The sequence below is a fragment of the Shewanella sp. YQ_9 genome, assembly GCF_043103185.1.
In the GTDB taxonomy this organism is placed as follows: domain Bacteria; phylum Pseudomonadota; class Gammaproteobacteria; order Enterobacterales; family Shewanellaceae; genus Shewanella; species Shewanella algae.
In genome coordinates this window covers 138,963-155,342 of the sequence record NZ_JBICJO010000033.1, presented here as the reverse complement: position 1 = coordinate 155,342, position 16,380 = coordinate 138,963, and the positions used below count along the sequence as shown (strand labels likewise).

20 protein-coding genes are annotated in these 16,380 nt (G+C 53.9%); 16 read left to right on the top strand and 4 right to left on the bottom strand.

What is annotated here, in order from left to right:
- Nucleotides 1-13: 13 nt before the first annotated feature.
- The 6 genes from ACF8D4_RS10145 (at nucleotide 14) to ACF8D4_RS10120 (ending at nucleotide 4,366) form a co-directional block, all read left to right on the top strand.
- A complete protein-coding gene (locus ACF8D4_RS10145) occupies nucleotides 14-274 on the top strand; it encodes a hypothetical protein (protein ID WP_025011199.1) in 261 nt (86 codons plus the stop codon).
- A gap of 3 nt (nucleotides 275-277) precedes the next feature.
- A complete protein-coding gene (gene pnuC, locus ACF8D4_RS10140; protein WP_025011200.1) occupies nucleotides 278-928 on the top strand; it encodes a nicotinamide riboside transporter PnuC in 651 nt (216 codons plus the stop codon).
- On the top strand, nucleotides 925-2,019 hold the full coding sequence (locus tag ACF8D4_RS10135) for a phosphotransferase (protein WP_392464327.1): 1,095 nt from the start codon (nucleotides 925-927) through the stop codon (nucleotides 2,017-2,019). The genes pnuC and ACF8D4_RS10135 overlap by 4 nt, the downstream gene beginning before the upstream one ends.
- A 52-nt stretch (nucleotides 2,020-2,071) precedes the next feature.
- Nucleotides 2,072-2,917, top strand: a complete 846-nt coding sequence (locus tag ACF8D4_RS10130; protein ID WP_101059886.1) for a DUF6279 family lipoprotein — start codon at nucleotides 2,072-2,074, stop codon at nucleotides 2,915-2,917.
- Nucleotides 2,918-3,105: 188 nt separating this feature from the next.
- Nucleotides 3,106-3,717 (top strand): DoxX family protein, encoded by a 612-nt coding sequence (locus ACF8D4_RS10125; protein ID WP_093983140.1) that lies wholly within the window; start codon nucleotides 3,106-3,108, stop codon nucleotides 3,715-3,717.
- 100 nt (nucleotides 3,718-3,817) lie between these two features.
- On the top strand, nucleotides 3,818-4,366 hold the full coding sequence (locus ACF8D4_RS10120; protein ID WP_062793391.1) for an NAD(P)H nitroreductase: 549 nt from the start codon (nucleotides 3,818-3,820) through the stop codon (nucleotides 4,364-4,366).
- Between the two features lie 67 nt (nucleotides 4,367-4,433).
- On the opposite strand, the gene ACF8D4_RS10115 is transcribed toward ACF8D4_RS10120, so the two are convergent.
- Together ACF8D4_RS10115 and ACF8D4_RS10110 are read right to left on the bottom strand one after the other, a co-directional pair.
- A complete protein-coding gene (locus ACF8D4_RS10115) occupies nucleotides 4,434-5,171 on the bottom strand; it encodes an MBL fold metallo-hydrolase (RefSeq protein ID WP_045282669.1) in 738 nt (245 codons plus the stop codon).
- A 12-nt stretch (nucleotides 5,172-5,183) separates the two neighbouring features.
- Entirely contained in the window at nucleotides 5,184-5,792 is a 609-nt protein-coding gene (locus tag ACF8D4_RS10110) for a hypothetical protein (protein WP_025011204.1), read from the bottom strand.
- A gap of 339 nt (nucleotides 5,793-6,131) precedes the next feature.
- Here ACF8D4_RS10110 and ACF8D4_RS10105 point away from each other — a divergent pair, with 339 nt between their 5' ends.
- Nucleotides 6,132-6,755: a 2OG-Fe(II) oxygenase gene (locus ACF8D4_RS10105; RefSeq protein WP_025011205.1), complete on the top strand. Its 624-nt coding sequence runs from the start codon at nucleotides 6,132-6,134 to the stop codon at nucleotides 6,753-6,755.
- A 55-nt stretch (nucleotides 6,756-6,810) separates the two neighbouring features.
- Here ACF8D4_RS10105 and ACF8D4_RS10100 read toward each other — a convergent pair whose 3' ends face one another.
- A complete protein-coding gene (locus ACF8D4_RS10100) occupies nucleotides 6,811-7,350 on the bottom strand; it encodes a hypothetical protein (protein ID WP_144133725.1) in 540 nt (179 codons plus the stop codon).
- Between the two features lie 477 nt (nucleotides 7,351-7,827).
- On the opposite strand from ACF8D4_RS10100, the gene ACF8D4_RS10095 reads away from it, so the two are divergent.
- The 9 genes from ACF8D4_RS10095 (at nucleotide 7,828) to ACF8D4_RS10055 (ending at nucleotide 15,486) form a co-directional block, all read left to right on the top strand.
- Nucleotides 7,828-8,442, top strand: a complete 615-nt coding sequence (locus ACF8D4_RS10095) for a GNAT family N-acetyltransferase (protein ID WP_025011207.1) — start codon at nucleotides 7,828-7,830, stop codon at nucleotides 8,440-8,442.
- A 42-nt stretch (nucleotides 8,443-8,484) separates the two neighbouring features.
- Complete coding sequence (locus ACF8D4_RS10090; RefSeq protein ID WP_025887133.1) at nucleotides 8,485-8,940, top strand: GNAT family N-acetyltransferase; 456 nt, start codon at nucleotides 8,485-8,487, stop codon at nucleotides 8,938-8,940.
- Nucleotides 8,941-8,995: 55 nt separating this feature from the next.
- Nucleotides 8,996-9,400 (top strand): hypothetical protein, encoded by a 405-nt coding sequence (locus ACF8D4_RS10085; RefSeq protein ID WP_123116517.1) that lies wholly within the window; start codon nucleotides 8,996-8,998, stop codon nucleotides 9,398-9,400.
- A 52-nt stretch (nucleotides 9,401-9,452) separates the two neighbouring features.
- Entirely contained in the window at nucleotides 9,453-9,860 is a 408-nt protein-coding gene (locus ACF8D4_RS10080) for a hypothetical protein (RefSeq protein ID WP_144133726.1), read from the top strand.
- 271 nt (nucleotides 9,861-10,131) lie between these two features.
- Entirely contained in the window at nucleotides 10,132-10,812 is a 681-nt protein-coding gene (locus tag ACF8D4_RS10075; protein WP_144133727.1) for an ABC transporter ATP-binding protein, read from the top strand.
- A gap of 130 nt (nucleotides 10,813-10,942) precedes the next feature.
- Nucleotides 10,943-11,875: an HlyD family efflux transporter periplasmic adaptor subunit gene (locus ACF8D4_RS10070; RefSeq protein ID WP_313955061.1), complete on the top strand. Its 933-nt coding sequence runs from the start codon at nucleotides 10,943-10,945 to the stop codon at nucleotides 11,873-11,875.
- Nucleotides 11,862-13,025 carry an efflux RND transporter periplasmic adaptor subunit gene (locus ACF8D4_RS10065; RefSeq protein ID WP_028780452.1) on the top strand — a complete coding sequence of 388 codons (1,164 nt, stop codon included), beginning with the start codon at nucleotides 11,862-11,864 and terminating at the stop codon, nucleotides 13,023-13,025. Before ACF8D4_RS10070 ends, ACF8D4_RS10065 begins: the two co-directional genes overlap by 14 nt.
- Nucleotides 13,022-14,242 carry an efflux RND transporter periplasmic adaptor subunit gene (locus ACF8D4_RS10060; protein ID WP_025011213.1) on the top strand — a complete coding sequence of 407 codons (1,221 nt, stop codon included), beginning with the start codon at nucleotides 13,022-13,024 and terminating at the stop codon, nucleotides 14,240-14,242. Before ACF8D4_RS10065 ends, ACF8D4_RS10060 begins: the two co-directional genes overlap by 4 nt.
- Nucleotides 14,239-15,486, top strand: coding sequence for an ABC transporter permease (locus tag ACF8D4_RS10055; RefSeq protein WP_044734749.1), 1,248 nt, complete (start codon nucleotides 14,239-14,241; stop codon nucleotides 15,484-15,486). The genes ACF8D4_RS10060 and ACF8D4_RS10055 overlap by 4 nt, the downstream gene beginning before the upstream one ends.
- Here the strand turns inward: ACF8D4_RS10055 and ACF8D4_RS10050 are convergent.
- Nucleotides 15,464-16,282, bottom strand: coding sequence for an ABC transporter substrate-binding protein (locus ACF8D4_RS10050; protein ID WP_181317072.1), 819 nt, complete (start codon nucleotides 16,280-16,282; stop codon nucleotides 15,464-15,466). The two genes, ACF8D4_RS10055 and ACF8D4_RS10050, sit on opposite strands and share 23 nt — an antisense overlap.
- Nucleotides 16,283-16,380: the final 98 nt, after the last annotated feature.

The following is a 16,380-nucleotide window of genomic DNA, read 5'->3' as shown; positions in this document are numbered from 1 at the left end:
CAGGAGATGTAAAATGAAGTTAACTGCCGAAATCAGCATGTATCCGCTCCACGATGAGTATCTGGAGCCTATTCAATGGTTTATCAAGCGCCTGGACAGTTATGCCAACATAGAGAGAACCACCAATGCCATGGCGACTCAGGTGTGCGGTGATTATGCCGAGGTGATGGCCATGCTGGCCACTGAGATGCAGGCAGCGCACGAGAAATTTGGCAAGGCGGTGTTTGTCTGTAAATTTATCGGCGGTGAGCTGAACTTGGGCCACAGGGAATAACCCATGAGTGAATTCTGGCACTGGCTCGCCGAGGCCGGCTCTCAGGCCCAGGGCATGGGCGCCTGGGAAGCGGTAGCCGTGGTATTGGCCTTGGCCTATCTGCTGCTGGCCATGAAAGCCAATATCTGGTGTTGGGCGGCAGCCTTTGCCAGCACCGCCATCTACACTGTGCTGTTCTGGAAAGTCGCTCTGCTGATGGAGTCAGTGCTCAACGTCTATTACATGGCGATGGCGCTGTACGGATACTGGCTCTGGCGCCGGGGTGGGGAAAACCATCAAGGAGTGGCCGTGACCTCCTGGCCCTGGCAGCGGCACCTGGTACTGATTTTGTTGACTGGGTTGGTGTCTCTGTTTGTCGGTCATATGATGGCGACTTTCACTCAGGCAGCCTTTCCCTACCTGGATGCGGCAACCAGCTGTTTTGCTGTGATGACGACTTTTCTGGTGGCGCGCAAGGTGCTGGAAAACTGGCTCTATTGGGTGGTTATCGATCTGGTGTCCATCTATCTCTATTTAAGCAAGGGCTTGATGTTGACCTCACTCTTGTTTGTGCTCTACGTGGGGATGGCGGTAGCCGGATACTTTATCTGGCGCGCCAGAGCCCAGGAGTCCCGCGGTCGCGACTCCTCACAGCTTGAAAGCGGCGCCGCATGAAAGGCAAACCGCTGACAGAACTTGAGGCCAGTCTGGGCGAAGGTTTGAGCTGTGAGCTCAACGCCGCCCTCAAGCGGCTACAGTTGTGGCCGCTTGAGGGGGCCAAGCCGCTCACCCTTGGGCTAAGCAACCAAAACTGGCTCTTGCAGGCCGGTAGCGAGTCATTGGTGCTGAGAGCCAATTCCCCGGGCTCAGACCGTATCTGCGATAGAAACAACGAACTGGCATGTTGGCGGGTTGCCGAGAAGGCGAACCTGGCACCAGGACTGATTTGGGTCAGCGCTGACAAGGGGTTATATCTGAGCCGCTTTATCGAACAAGCGCCGCAAGCCAACTGGCAGCAGTTACTCGCGTCCAAAGGTGCGGCCGAGATCGCAAGCGCGGCTCAAAAAGCCTATGTTAGCTCAAAAAGCCTCTCTGGCCTGCCTGAGCGTAAACATGATTCTAAACATGAGCCTAGACATGAGCCTAAACATGAATTTGGCTCAGGCGCTGTATTGGGAGCCAAGCAAGGCAAATCACCTCAGGCCTTACTGCTGGAGTTGCTGCTGGGGCTGAGGGCCTTGCCGGCCCCCAAGCTCGAAATCAGTGTTGCCGAGCAGTGGCGCATCTATCTGGAGCGGCTCGATGGCATGGCACTGAGCCGGGTGCAGCCTTCAAGCTGGCAACAGCGGCTCATGCAACTTCACTCGGCCCAAGGGTTATTCGAGCAGTGCAACACTCGGCTGGAGGCCTGTCTGCTGAGGCCTCAGTATTGTCACAGGGATCTCAATCCTCATAACCTGTTGCTGGCCGAGGATGGACTCAAGTGCGTCGATTTCGAATACGCCTGCGCTTCCCATCCGCTGTTTGAGTTGGCCGGGGTGCTGTCATCCCATCAACTGAGCGCCGAGGGGCAACAGTGGCTCATCTATCACTATCTTGAGCAGCATCCGCATTTAACCGGCGATACCCACCTGGCGGTGGCTGCAGCCGTCGATGTCTACTGGCTGTTTGCCTGCTGCTGGGCCTTGCAGATGGCCTGGGACAATCAGCAGCAGTCTTATCTCGACTGGTTTGATGACTTCTGGCATCTTGTAAAGCATCAATGAGTCAGGCAGGGAAGCTGTCGCCTGGCCTAAGCCAACTTAAAGTATTTAATGGATGAAACGCATTGTTATTGCCCTGGCGTTGCTTATTGCGCTCAGTGCCTGCTCCACCAAGGTCAGCTATTATTTCCTCGATTGGGCCATAGAGTGGCAGCTGGAAGATTATGTCACTCTCGACCGGCAACAGGAGCAGGCGTTTGACGCCATTCTCGACCCTTTTCTCGCCTGGCATCGCAGCCAGGAGTTACCCAGATACAGTGCCCAGTTAAAAACGCTGCAAACCGAGCTTGCCGATGGCACTTTAACGCCACAGAGTTGGCGCCATCATGTGGATATGGCAAGAGATCACTGGTTTCGGCTGTTTGCCCAGGTGTTTGACGATCTTTTGCCCCTTATCGCTTCTTTGAGTGACAAGCAGGTCGCCCAGGTGATTGCCAAACTGGAGGCCGATGAGCAGGAGCTGGTGGATGAATACAAGGACAAGAACCAGGAACAACTGATTAAAGATGCGGATGAACGGCTGGAGGAGCTGTTTGCCGATTGGCTGGGGCGTTTGAGTGAGCAGCAAAAGGCCCTGATCCATGAGCACAACAGCCGCCGACTGGCGACCTTGGATATGTGGCTCGAGTATCGTCACGAGTGGCTCCGGCAGTTCAAACAAGCCTTGCTGCAACGCAGTGATTCTGACTTGTTGGCGCAGCGCTTGCGGCTGCTGATGACATCGCCCGATGAGCTCAAGTCAGACGTCCACAAGCAGAAATTGGCGCAGAACACGGAAAACTTCGGCATGCTGTTATTGCAACTGCACCAGAGTCTGAGTGAGCGCCAGCAAAAGCACTTCAAGCGTAAGCTGGGCAACTTGATTGACGATCTGGATGAACTGAGTCAGGCATCGCCTTGAGTTGGCACAGCCCTGAGCTTATGAGGCAGACATAGCCCTGAGCTTATGGGATCGTAAAGCGAGTCTTTGAGTTGTAGAACGGGCATGGGGCTTGTTCGCACCTTTCTAAACTAAAGACTGAAATAAAATCGCTTATTGCCGGGTCAACTGCAGCATGACAGGAATACTCCCCGAATAAGGACGCTTTCATGCAAGTCATCATTCAAACCTATGCGGCATTTTTGAAATCACTGCGCCACTTCGATGGCCTGGCACCGTTGGCATTGCGGCTCTATCTGGCGCCGGTGCTGGTGCAGGCCGGTTACAATAAACTCAGCCACTTCAGCGACACAGCGGCCTGGTTCGGTAATCCGGACTGGGGGCTGGGCTTGCCCATGCCTGAGGTGATGGTGGCGCTGGCGGCCGGGACCGAATTTTTTGGTGGCTTGTTGCTTCTGCTCGGGTTGGCCACTCGGCTGGTAGCTATCCCCATGAGTATTACCATGTTGGTGGCGGCCTTCAGTGTGCACTGGTCCAACGGCTGGCTGGCGATTGCCGATCCCTCATCCTGGCTCGCAAACGACAGGGTGATGGCTTCGGTGGAGAAGCTTGAGCGGGCCAAGGGGATACTGCAGCAGCACGGCAATTACGACTGGCTTACCAGTTCGGGTAACCTGGTGATCCTCAACAACGGCATTGAGTTTGCGGCCACCTATTTCATTATGCTGTTGGTATTGCTGTTTATGGGCGGCGGCCGTTACACCAGTGTGGACTATTTTATTGGCCGTAAATGGCTGCCCAAAACCGCTAACCTCGGCTGATTGTTGCTTAAAACAACTCGTCCGACTTTTTTGCCTCTGGCGATCCGGGGCGGATTTGGTATCCTGTGAAGTCATTGATATCTCAGCTGAGGATCGCGCATTGGACGCACTTACTCTTCTTCTTACCCGTCAATCATGTCCACGACTGCAGGCTCCGGCGCCGAATGAGGCGCAACTGAAAATTATCCTGGATGCCGCGGCCAGAGTACCGGATCACGGTGGCCTGGCGCCCTGGGAGTTTATTATTGCTACCGGCGAAGGGCTCAATCGCCTGGCGGATATTTTTGTGGCGGCCGCAACAGCAGATGGTGCCGACGAGGGCTTTATCAACAAGGCTGCCGGTATGCCGCTCAGGGCGCCTATGGTGATAACCGTGGTTGCCAAGACCAAAGATCATCCCAAGGTCCCTGAGTTGGAGCAGCAATTGGCAGCCGGCTGCGCCGTGATGGCGATGCAGCAGGCCGCATTTGCCCAGGGGCTGGGCGGAATATGGCGCACTGGTACCTTTGCCTTTGACTCTACGGTCAATACGGCGTTGGGGCTCGATGGCAGCGATCAGATAGTGGGCTTTCTCTATCTGGGCACTCCTGTGGTTGAAGCGCCGCTCAAAGCCACCAAAGAGGGCAGCGCCTTTGCCCGCTATCTCTGATAGCTGCCGAACACTCAATGGCGGAAAACTTGCCATGGGCTAAGCTCATGGCATCAAGCTATTTTACTCAGTTGCCTACCGCAACCCCCACTTCCAGGCGCTCGAACCAGTCGAGAAACTCAGGTATCTGCTCGCCCCTGAATATCCGCCCGTGCTGCGGACATAAATAGTCCAGCTCCAGCTCTCTCACTCTGGCTATCCAGTCCTGCTTGGCGCGGTTGGAGGGCATCCATCTTTGATGGAAAAAGCGCATCTTCTCGGTGTGACGGCCAAAGTCATCGACAAATAGCCCGGCATTCGTGTCTTCCAGTGCCGCACCTATATCGCCCGACATTAGCACTTTGCCGACAGGGTCGTAGACATGAAAATTGCCGGAAGCGTGCAGATAATGGGCCGGGATAAACTGCACCTCTACGCCATCGAGCGTCAGCTTGCCGCCTTGATCTTTAATGGCCTGGTATTGGATATGCTCCATCCCGAAATGGCGGATGAAACCTTCCCAAATCCAGGGCGCGTGCAGCTGGGCCCGCTCCAGAGTCTGATCCCACAGCCCCAGGGAGGAGATGATATCGGGATCCTGATGGGATGCGAATAGATGGGTGAGCTGCTCTATGGGAATGTGGCAAACCACATTGGCCAGCATGGGGGCAAATAGCTCTATGCCACCCGGGTCCATCAGCAGAGCCTGCTCGGCAGTGACCAACATATATTGATTGGTGTCTATGATGCCGTCGGGTTTGTCCGGATCCCGGCCAAAATAGATCCATTTGTGGCTATGGGTTTCCAACAAGAGTTGGCTCTTCATCCCTGTACTCCCTTATTGTTCAAGTAATTGAATCGCCTTATCTACCTGAGTGCGGATCGCCCCGGCAGCAGCATCGACCCGGTTGGCAACATGGTTGAAAGTGGCCTGGTCGGCGGGCTTTATCCGGCAGGCTTCGATGCGGCACAGCGAGGCCAGCACTTTAGCGGTTTTCAGCTGCTGGCAGAGCTCTTCCAGTTGCAATTCAATATCCAGGCTCAGGCGTTTGCACTGCTGCTCAAGGGCCGTAAAGTGTTGGCTGTTCTTCTCCAGCGCCGGCATGATGCTGTCGCCATAACGGGCTTTACGGGCTTTCTCCCTGGCGCGGGCAAATTGCAGCATCGCCTTGCGGACTCGGGTCTGCTCGCTGGTTAGGCGGCTGATGGTCTGTGCCAGATGATTGATTCTTGCGGCTGAGTGGGTGGTGAAATGCGCCAGTTCGTCGATGGAGTGGGTCAGCGCCTTAAAGCCCAGCGCCATGCTGCCGGCACGAATCGATGCCGCCTGGGCATTGCTGGCGATGATATTAATCTCTTTGCAATGGCCCTGAGTCTTTTCCAGTTCGGCGGCTATGATGGCGGCACGAACATAGAACTGACGCGTTGGTTGACGTTCTGATCCCATAATTCACTGTTTTACAGTCATAATCCTGTTTGAGAGTATAGAAGATAATTAACTTCCCCACAGGCGCGAGCCGATTTTTCCCATCAATGGATTCAAGCTACAACTCAAGCGCTTGAATTTGCACCCTGTTTAGCTTGAAGAGCCTCTTTGATAATATATGCTTAGTGTTGTAACTATATGAATTGAAAGTTTTATTTTGATTGTCAGCCCAAATCGAATGCTCTAGTATCCGCTGCTATCAGAATCGGCCCCCGCTTTATTCAAGTGGGGGCTTTTTAGGTTGTGGCTTTGTCAATAAGCAGGCAATAACAGCCGCAGCATTTCAGAGAGGATACCCATTTGGTTTCGCTGTTAAACGATGAACTATTGGACAGGATTGCCGATGCACTTACGGACAAGGGATACATAGTGCTTGAGGATGTGCTGCCGGAGACGTTGAGTAGCGCATTGCTGGATAAGGTTAACCACTCGCCGGTAGAGAGTTTTCGCTGGGCTGAAATCGGCCGTGGCAATGAGCGTGTTCGCGAACAGGAGATACGTTCAGACAGGATCCGCTGGTTGAATGAAGCACAACAACCGGATGCCGACTATTTGGAATACATGGCCTGCTTGCGTCATGGGCTTAACCGGCGCCTGTTTATGGGGCTATTCGATTATGAAAGCCATTACGCCTTTTATCGCCCTGGTACTTTTTACCGTAAACACCTGGATGCGCTGCGGGGCAGTCGCAACCGGATCTTGACCACGGTATTTTTCCTTAACCCCGACTGGCAACAGGGTGATGGTGGCGAGCTGATGCTCTATGAAGAGGACGACGCTCTGCTTGAGCAGATCCCGCCGAGAATGGGCACTCTGGTGATCTTCCTGAGCGAGCGTTTCCCCCATGAAGTACTGCCAACCCATAAAGATCGTGCCAGCATAGCCGGTTGGTTCCGGGTTGCCGGTAGTTATGAATTGTTGTAACTGGCACGATATTTGGCCGGGGTTAACCCGGCCAACGTTTTACTATTCTGAGCGGTTATATTGTTGGGGTTAATTCTGATGTATCAAACGGAATTGCTTGACATAAATTATGATGGCCGTTCATAAGGCCAGCGATAAACTTTTCCACAATACTAACATCAAAAAATACCGTATTTGACTCTTTCACCCTAAAAACCAAACGTTTATGTAATGGAATAAGCTCGAGTTTTTCCGGGCATATAGCTAGACGAGAAACAATAGGTGGTCGGTGGGGCTTTGGATTTTGAATAATTCTACTACGCTCAGTATCTATAACGTCAATGACATTCTTTATTGATACTATGTACCTTTCTGTAAGAAGTTCATTTTCAATGAGCAAACTTGCTGGATATATCTCCACACCATAAGGGTCAAATGACATTATTAGTTTAGCAACTTCTTTGGATACGAGCTTATCACCTTTTTCAACGATATCAGGAATCTCAGTACTATCTGATATCTCTGGATCCTCCCAAGTTATGGGTGAACGAGAAGAGCAAGGTATATATTCATTGGTGGCATAAAAGTAATTTCTCTCATCAACCTCTTTAAACATACAATCAGACTCGTCGAAGTCCTCGGATAGGGTCCCTAAATTAAAACATTTCTTACTCATCATTCTGCCTTCGACTGCAATTATTCAACTGTCATGACTCTATTACCGTCTCTCTATAGTGATTCAAGGGAAGCACGAATTCAACTTGGAAGTGCGACTCCGTCTATGTGATCAGAAGGTTCTTCAGGAGCACCACCTCAGGTTGCCTCAATTCAATCTATATAGGTAGCAGATGCGTGCTGCTCAACGGTTGATGCCTCAGTCCGTTCAACCATGCGCGTTGCACTTATTGACTGCAGCCCTGGCTGATATTCAGCGGGCCAAAAGGCCGGGTTTTCCCGTCAGATTGACAGAGTTCAGCTGGCTTGCTGCAGAAACCGTTTGTTAACATTTTCTCTGGTTTAATGATTTATTCATGTTAGTCTGGTAATCAAACAAGTGTTAAATCATCATCTTGCATTATTAGGGAGGCAAATCATGGGACTGGAAGCATGCTTGACCGGAGAACATGTGATCCTCGAACCTTTGAGTCAGGATCATCTGCCGGCGTTGTCGCTGGCGGTCGCCGATGGTGAGTTGTGGCGCTTGTGGTACACCAGCGTGCCGCATCCGGATGAGATGAAGGAGTATATCCAGCAGGCTTTGGATAGTGAGCAGCGCGGTGAAGCCTTGGCCTTTGCGGTACGTAGCCGAAGCAGCGGTGCAATTGTCGGTTGTACCCGCATTTGCAACTGGGATCAGGCCAACCGCCGGCTGGAGATAGGGTATACCTGGTATGCCAAGAGCGTGCAGCGCAGCGCCATCAATACCGAAACCAAGCTGTTGTTGCTGGAGTACGCCTTCGAGACCCTGGATGTGATGGCGGTGGAGTTCAGAACCCATTTTCACAACCAGGCTTCGCGGGAAGCCATCACCCGTCTGGGAGCCAAGCAAGATGGCATCTTACGCAATCACAGACTGCTCAAGGACGGCAGTGTCAGGGATACAGTGGTCTACTCCATCATTGACAGCGAATGGCCCGAGGTGAAACAAGGCCTCAAGGACAGGCTGGCATTTTATAGTGATCAGTACAATGCCGAACTCGCACAGTGAGTGAGCGCCACTTAGGACAATAGAATTGAAGGGAAATCATTCATGCTAAAGCAAGTTATTCGGGCACAGTCACAGGATGCCGAGATTATCTCACCGCTGTTTGATGAGTATCGCCGGTTTTATGGATATCCCAGCGAGCCCGAACTGGCGTTAAGCTTTATCAGCCAAAGGCTTAAGCGGGATGAATCCGTGATTTTTTATCTGCCGGACGAGCAAAACCAAGCCTTGGGGTTTGTGCAGCTCTATCCCGGCTTTTCTTCGCTGCAGGCGGCGCCGCTGCTTATCCTCAATGATATTTATGTCACTCAGCATGCCAGGTGTGTCGGCATAGGTCGTGCGCTGCTCGATGCCACGCTGAGTTACGCCAAAGCACAGGGCATTGATGAATTGATCCTCGAAACCCAGCGTAATAATGTCAGGGCTCAAGCTCTCTATGAGTCCATTGGTTTTGTCCGGGACAATGAATTTTTCCACTACAGTCTGACCCTAAAACCTTGAAATTCATCAGGCACTAAAGTAGCTTGCCTTCATTGATATCAAGAGGATCACCAAGATGTCCCATAAAACTGCTTTGTCTGTCTTTGCCGCCATCGGCTTGTTTTCCAGTGCCACAGCACTCGCCGGTTCTGCCGAGGAGGCCTTTAGCGCCGAGTTGCAGCAATGCGCCGCCTATTATCAGATAAGTTCTGAAGCCATAGCAGCAATGAATGCACCGCAGATGGCCGCCGTTGGAGATAGACTGAAACAATCTGCCAAGGATGCCGAGGCTTTGGCCGCCCAGTACAGTTCGGCACAGGATGCCGAGAAGGGCGTGGCTGCGGCCCGTGCCGAAATGCTGGAAACCATGGGTAACAGCAAGAGTTTGGGTGGTTTGATGAGTCAATACAAAGACAGCTGCAAAACCATCTTGGCCGAGCCGCAAAAGCGCCTCGACTACTGGATAATGGCCAACATGTGATGCAATAAAATGCGGCCGCAGCCTGTCTCTTTGTCCATGGGAGGGAGGCACTATGCTTTTGAGTCTGTTATTGGCTGCTTGTATCATCTTGTTCGCGCTGGTGATTGAGTTCTGGCCCAGGATCCGTTCCAAAGCCCGCGAACGCCGGCAAGGGGCAGCTTGGACGCAGGAAAACCATGGCCGCGCCAACAGGCTTGAACAGCAAGACTGCTTTGCGGATCTCAGTTTTGCGCCCTTCTTGCTTACTGCTGCTCTGGCCTTGATAGCCTGCGCATTTGAACTGATGCCGGCAACTTATGTGTTTGGTTTAATACTCTTTATTGTTCTCAACCTACTTCTCTTGATGGTCTGGCATCTCTATGCCAGACTGCTTGGCGGGCAAAAAAGTGGCCAGAGCCTGTTGCCGCCGCTGCTTTACGGCCTCGCGGCCCTGTTTGCCTGGATAGGGGCTATGCCATAAGTCAGCCCATAAGTCAGGCCCTAAGCCCGATTCCAAGGCAAGAATTCATGAGCCCGGCCCGAATTACACCAAGAGGCGTTGCATCGGCCTCAAGCTGTTTGAGGCATCACAGCATTGGTTCTCGGGCGCTGAAATGTCAGCTTACAATTAGCTTGCGGTCCGGCGCTGGAATTTGGCATTAAATAGGGAACTTGCGCCTTTATCCAAGGTTCAAAGCTGCAGACAATAACAAGGAGTGGTTGAGCGCCGGTCGCAATACCCACCAAGAGCAATGATAAAGCTTCAACAACTTTGCAAAACCTATCAGATGGGCGACGCTTGTGTGCGTGCGCTTGATGAAGTCAGTTTCGACATTCAAGCCAATGAATTTGTGGCCATCATGGGGCCATCGGGTTCAGGCAAGTCGACGCTGATGAATATCATCGGCTGCCTGGATAAACCCAGCAGCGGCAGTTACCTGCTCAATGGCGAAGAGGTGGGACAACTGGATGATGATGCCTTGTCTGCGGTGCGTAACCGCCAGATAGGTTTCGTGTTCCAGAGTTTTCACCTCTTGCCGAGACTCACGGCGCTGCAAAATGTAATGCTGCCGCTGAGATACAGTCCAGAAGGGCTGGGCGATGAAACCCACGCTATAGAGTTACTGAGGCGTGTCGGGCTGGGAGAGCGACTGGATCACAGGCCTAACCAACTCTCGGGTGGTCAGCGTCAGCGGGTGGCGATAGCCCGCTCCCTGGTCAATCGCCCGGCCATTTTGCTGGCCGATGAGCCCACCGGGGCGCTGGACAGCAAGACTTCGCTTGAGATCATGGCGCTGTTTACCGAGCTGCATGCCGCAGGGCAAACCATTATTCTGGTGACCCACGAAGAGGAAGTGGCCGCTTACGCCCAGCGGGTTATCCGCATGCGTGATGGTTGCCTGCAGAGTGACAGGAGGGCAGATGCGGCCTGATTCTCTTTTACTTTTGAGCCTGGCGGTCTCGGGCCTGACTTTTTCAAGCTTGGCTGTTTCAGAAATTGCTATACCGGCTACGGCCGCTGCCGGCTCACCCTCTTCTTCATTCGGGGCGACAGGGGTCAAGGTGACGGACGCCAAGTCGCAGCCCGCCGCGCAGCTGCTACTGACAGGTAAAGTCAGTTCCGCCAAGTCGCAGACTTTCAGCGTCCCCAAGGCCGGTGATGCCTGGCGCTATCAAATTCAGTGGATGTTACCCGAGGGCTCTTTGGTGTCCCCCGGGCAAGTGGTGGTGGTGTTTGACAAGAGTCAGGTAGCCAATCAGATAGAACAGTTGGAAGCCAGCATGCTCAGGGTATCGGCGCAGGAGCAGAGCCAGTCCATAGAGCTCAAGTCCAAGGTATTGCAAGCCAGATTTGAGCTGAAAAAGCAGTTACTGGAGCAGGAAAAGGCGCAACTGGTAGCGGCCGTGCCGGCGGATTTTATTGCTGCCAAGGAGTACGCCGACAATCAGTTCAAGCTGTTGCAGATAAACGCCGAGGTGACCAAGGCCAAGCAAGCACTGGCCGAAGCTCTGGATACCGAGAAGGCGACTCTGGCACAGCTGAAGATTGACAAGGAAAAGGCGGCGCTCGAGCTGGCCCAGGCATTCAAGGACTTGGACAGCCTGGAGCTGAAAGCCGAAATCGCCGGCCCCTTGCTGCTTGGACGGGACCCTTGGAGCAACAAAAAATTCGAGGTGGGGGATACGGTGCAAGTGGGGCGACAAATTGCCACTGTGCCAGCCATGGAAGATCTGGAGGTGATCGCCTGGGTCAATGAAGTGGACGTGGATCGCCTGAGAGCCGGGCAAGCCGTCACCATGAGTTTGGATGCGGAAATTGAGCGCGCCTTTCCCGGACAAATAGCCAGTATCGGTCGCCAGGCCATCAATTTACCTGCCTGGGGCCGCAGTAACTGGTTTGAAGTGGGGATCCGTTTCAAGGCGCCTGAGGATATTGCCATGATCCCCGGCATGAGTGTGCTGGTAGAAACCGGAGGCAAACATGAAGCGCTTTAGTTTGGCCTGGCTGGCACTGCTTGCGCTGAGTGCCTGCAGTGATGGGGTGAGCACTCAGGTGGTGCAAGGTCCCCTGAGTCAAAAAATAGAAGTCACCGGTGAGCTGGTGGCGGCCGATACCGTGTCTTTAATGCCGCCTGTGATGCGGCGCATCTGGCAATACCAGGTCAAGCAACTGGCGCCCGAAGGCAGCGAGGTGGAAAGCGGCGAGATGGTGGCTCAGTTGGATACCTCGGAACTGACCCAGAGGCTGTCGGTCAAATCGGCCGAGCTTGAGGCAACGGTGCAGGACTTGCAGACCTCCAAGCTGCGTAATGCCAAGAAGATGGAAGAGCTCAAGTTGCAACTGGCGGAGGCCAAAATGGAGTTGGACAAGGCCGAGCGTAAGTTTGCCCTCTCTGATGACACAGTTGCGGCGCTGGATAAAGAAAAGTACCAACGTGACGCGGTGATTGCCCGTGACAAGGTGGCTCTGGTGCAGCAGCAACTGGTACTTGAGGCCGAGAGCGCCCGGCAACGGGAAGCCATGCTCGACGGAGACAGGCAGAAGTTCGCTGCCGAAGTGGCGGCGCTGAAAAAGGGGATCGCCTCGATGACATTGGTGGCGCCCCGTGCCGGTATGGTGGTTTATGGCAACGATCCTCAGGGCAACAAGCTCAAGGAGGGCCAATCTGTGTTTGCCGGTGATGTGGTGTTGTCTATCCCGGATCTCGACAGCATGCAGGTCAATATGGCGATCCCTGAAGTAGAAGCCCGCAGAGTTAAACTGGGCCAGCAACTCAAGATCCGTCTGGATGCCAATCCTGATAAAGTATTTACAGGAAAAATCAAAGAGTTGGGCGCGGTTTTTCGTAACAAAAGCCAGGAGGTTCCTCTGGTGGTGTTCGATGCGGTTGCCAGCATAGACGAGCCGGATACCGAGCTGATGCGTCCGGGAATGACCGCCAAGATCAGCATAGAAATTGCCGATGACAGCCAGCGTACTCTGGTGGCTCAGGATGCGGTGCATTACGAGGCCGGTCATCCTTATGTGCTGCTGGACGGGCTCTTGGGGGCTCGCAAACAGTCGGTGCGGGTTGGTGCCATGGGTGGCGATCAGGTTGAAATACTCTCCGGTTTGCAGGTGGGCGATGAGGTATTGCTGCCATGAAGAATCATTCGCTAATCGCTTGTGCCTTGATAACGCAGGCCTTAATAGCTTTGGCCTTGAGTGGCTGCCAACCAAGCGGCAACGATGGTGTGCTCACCATGACAGTCAGCCGCGGCGAGTTTCAGGTCAATATCCCCGCCAGCGGTGAGCTGGAAGCGGCGCAGTCCACTCCCGTTGTGGTGCCCACGGGGTTACGTGGGCCTCAGTCCCTGGCCTGGATCCAGAACAACTTTACCCAGGTTAAGGCCGGGGATGTGGTGGCCAGGCTCGATGATACCCGTGAGTCGTTTCGCTTGCAGATGGAAGCCTTCGACTTTGAGCGCCTGGCTCAGGATGCACAGATCCAGACAGAGAAAGATCTCACCTTGAGCCAGAGTTTGACTCTGGGAAGCAAGGTTACAGGTAATGAGCGGGAGTTGGCCGAGCGCTTTTTCAGTGAAGATGAGCGGGTCTACACCAAAATCGACATCATAGATCAGATGCGCAACAAGGAATATCTGGATGCCAAGCTGGATTATTTTCAGTGGGGCGGCACTCAGCACCAGGCGCAGGCCGATGCCGAGCAGGCGCTTATCAAGCTGAAACAGAAAGGCCATCAGGCCAAGATGGACAGGTATCAGGGCAATCTATCACAGATGGAGATCATCGCGCCGCACGATGGGCTGTTTGTCTATCAGGCTGGCTGGGATGGCGCCTTTCCTGTGGTGGGTGACATGATCTGGTCCGGATTCCCCATAGGTATATTGCCGGATACTTCCGTGATGCAGGCAAGGGTCTATGTGCTTGAATCGGAAGCTGTGGGGCTCGCCATCGGCAAGCAGGCCACCGTGACTCTGGATGCCTATCCTGAGAGGCCTTTTAGCGGCACAGTGACCCAGGTCGATGCGCTGGCCAAGCCCAAAGACAGAGATAGCCCGGTAAACTATTTCCAGTTCACCATCAGCCTGGATCAAACTTTGCCGGCCATTATGCAGCCGGGAAGACAAGTGAACGCCAAGGTACAGGTGCTGGATCTCAATGATGTATTGACTGTACCCAATCAGGCCCTGTTTCAAAAAGATGGGCGCTACTGGGTGTTTCTCAAGCAGGGCGGCGGCTTTGTGCGCCGGGATGTGACTCCGGGGCACAGGTCCCTTAACCGCACCGAAATTACCGCCGGGCTCAATCCCGGTGATGTAATAGCCCTGACAACCCCACCCAAGAGGAGTCAGCTATGAGTCCGGTGATAGGGCTATGGCAAGGATTTGCCCAGGCGTTCGATGAGATGCGCCACCATAAGCTGCGTACCGCCTTGACGTTGCTGGGGATGATATTCGGTGTCGGCGCCGTTATAGCCATGCTCAGCGTCGGTGAGGGCGCCGAGCGTGAAGCCTTGAAGATGATTGAATCCATGGGGGTTCGCAATCTGGTGGTCAACAGCCGCAGCAATGACGGCGAGGCGCTGAAATCGATTCGTGAACACAGTGTCGGCCTGAGCCTGCGCGATATCGACAGTGCCAGGGACACCTTGCCTTTTATTCAGGAGTGGGGCGCCGCCAAGGAAGTAAAGGCCTTCAGCCTGTTTTCCGCCGAAGGGCGCAGCGATGCCAGTGTGATGGGAGTGACTCCCAGCTATTTTGGGCTGACGTCGCTCAAGCTCAGTGAAGGGCAGATTTTTACCGAGCAGGATCAAGTTTACTTTCGCCAGGTCGCCGTGTTGGGGCCAGAGGCGGCCCGCAGCCTGTTTCCCAAAGGCGATGCCCTTGGCAAGAACATCAAGGTTAACCATCAATGGTTTACCGTGGTGGGTATCTTGGCCGATGCCAATCGCGGCAAGTCCAAAATCCAGGGCGTCAAGCTTGGGGGCGAGCGCAATCAGGTGTTTATTCCACTGTCGAGCGCCCTGAAAAAGATGCAGTTCAAGGCGCTTGAGGATGAGCTGGACATGATTAAGCTGTCGCTCAGGGAAGAGGTTGAGCCTTCGCTGGCGGCCAAGAGCCTGAATCATCTGTTGCAGCGCCGTCATGGCGGTGAGAAGGACTATGACATAGTGGTGCCGGCCGACCTTCTGGCCCAACATCAGAAGACTCAACAGATCTTCAATATCGTCATGGCCTGTGTCGCCGGGATCTCGCTTCTGGTGGGCGGAATTGGCATTATGAACATTATGCTGGCCACCATTTTGGAGCGCACCGCCGAGATAGGTTTGCTGCGGGCGCTGGGAGCCAGGCGCAAGGATATCGCCCGGCAGTTTTTGATTGAAAGTATCGCCATTTCGGCTACCGGCGGTCTGTTTGGCATAGTCGTAGGGCTGGGACTGGCGCTGCTTATATCAACTGCGGCCGGTTGGCCTGTGGCTTGGTCTCCCTTTGCGATACTGCTGGCGCTTGGGGTTTGTATGAGTATTGGGGTCGGCTTTGGCCTCTATCCGGCGCAGAAGGCGGCCAAACTGGATCCCATTATTGCCTTGCAACGGGACTGACAGAGGGTTCTTTCGCCTCTGTCAGCGGCCTTGGCGCCATGGACGGCGCTCGCAAGGGCAGGCTGAACTGACGTGACAGCTTTTCCAGCACGCCTTCGGCTCGTAACGCTTCCAGAGTGGCTATCAGTTCGGTCTCTTTGATGGCGGCATCGCCCGCGAGCAGAATATGGTGGTCATAATGCTGCACCCTGAGGCCGGATATCATCAATTGCCGGCGTTTATTGGGATACTTGGCCAGGTAGCGCTCCAGCATGGAACGGGTCAGGGGGGCGATATCTGCCCGTCCTTTGAGGATCCCTTGCAATACCTCATGATTACTGCTGACATAACGCACTCTTTTAGGTGGGCCTCCGAGCTCCTGCCAGAGTCCGGGGTAATGATAACCTTCCACCAGTAACATCTGTTTGTTGTTCAATTGGTTAAAAAACTGCTCGTCGCGATTTTTCTCTGCCTTGGCGATATAGATCTCACTGTCTTCAAATGGCAGTGGGATGAAGTGTGGCTGTGGGTTGAGTTTGCTCCAGCCCCACTGTGGGTTTTCAAACAACATCATCTGGAAACGGCCACGACTGAAGGCGGCATATCTGTTGTGTATGCTGGTGGGAACAAACAGAAATCGATATTCGGGGTGTCTGGCGGCAATCGCATCGAGCAGCATGATACTCAAGCCCGAGGGCGGATGCTGATTGTGCAGCCGGATATAGGGCGGAAAATCATAACCGCCCACCAGGATAAGGGGCCTTGAGTCCCGAGACTCGGGCGTCTCAGTGACGGCCTGCACTTGCGTGGGCAGCAACAGACAAGCCTGAAAGAGGCAAGCCAACAGCCACTGCCAAACAGGGGCTTTTCTTGATATCTTCCCGGCATGGAAACGTCCGACACGCAAACCCTACC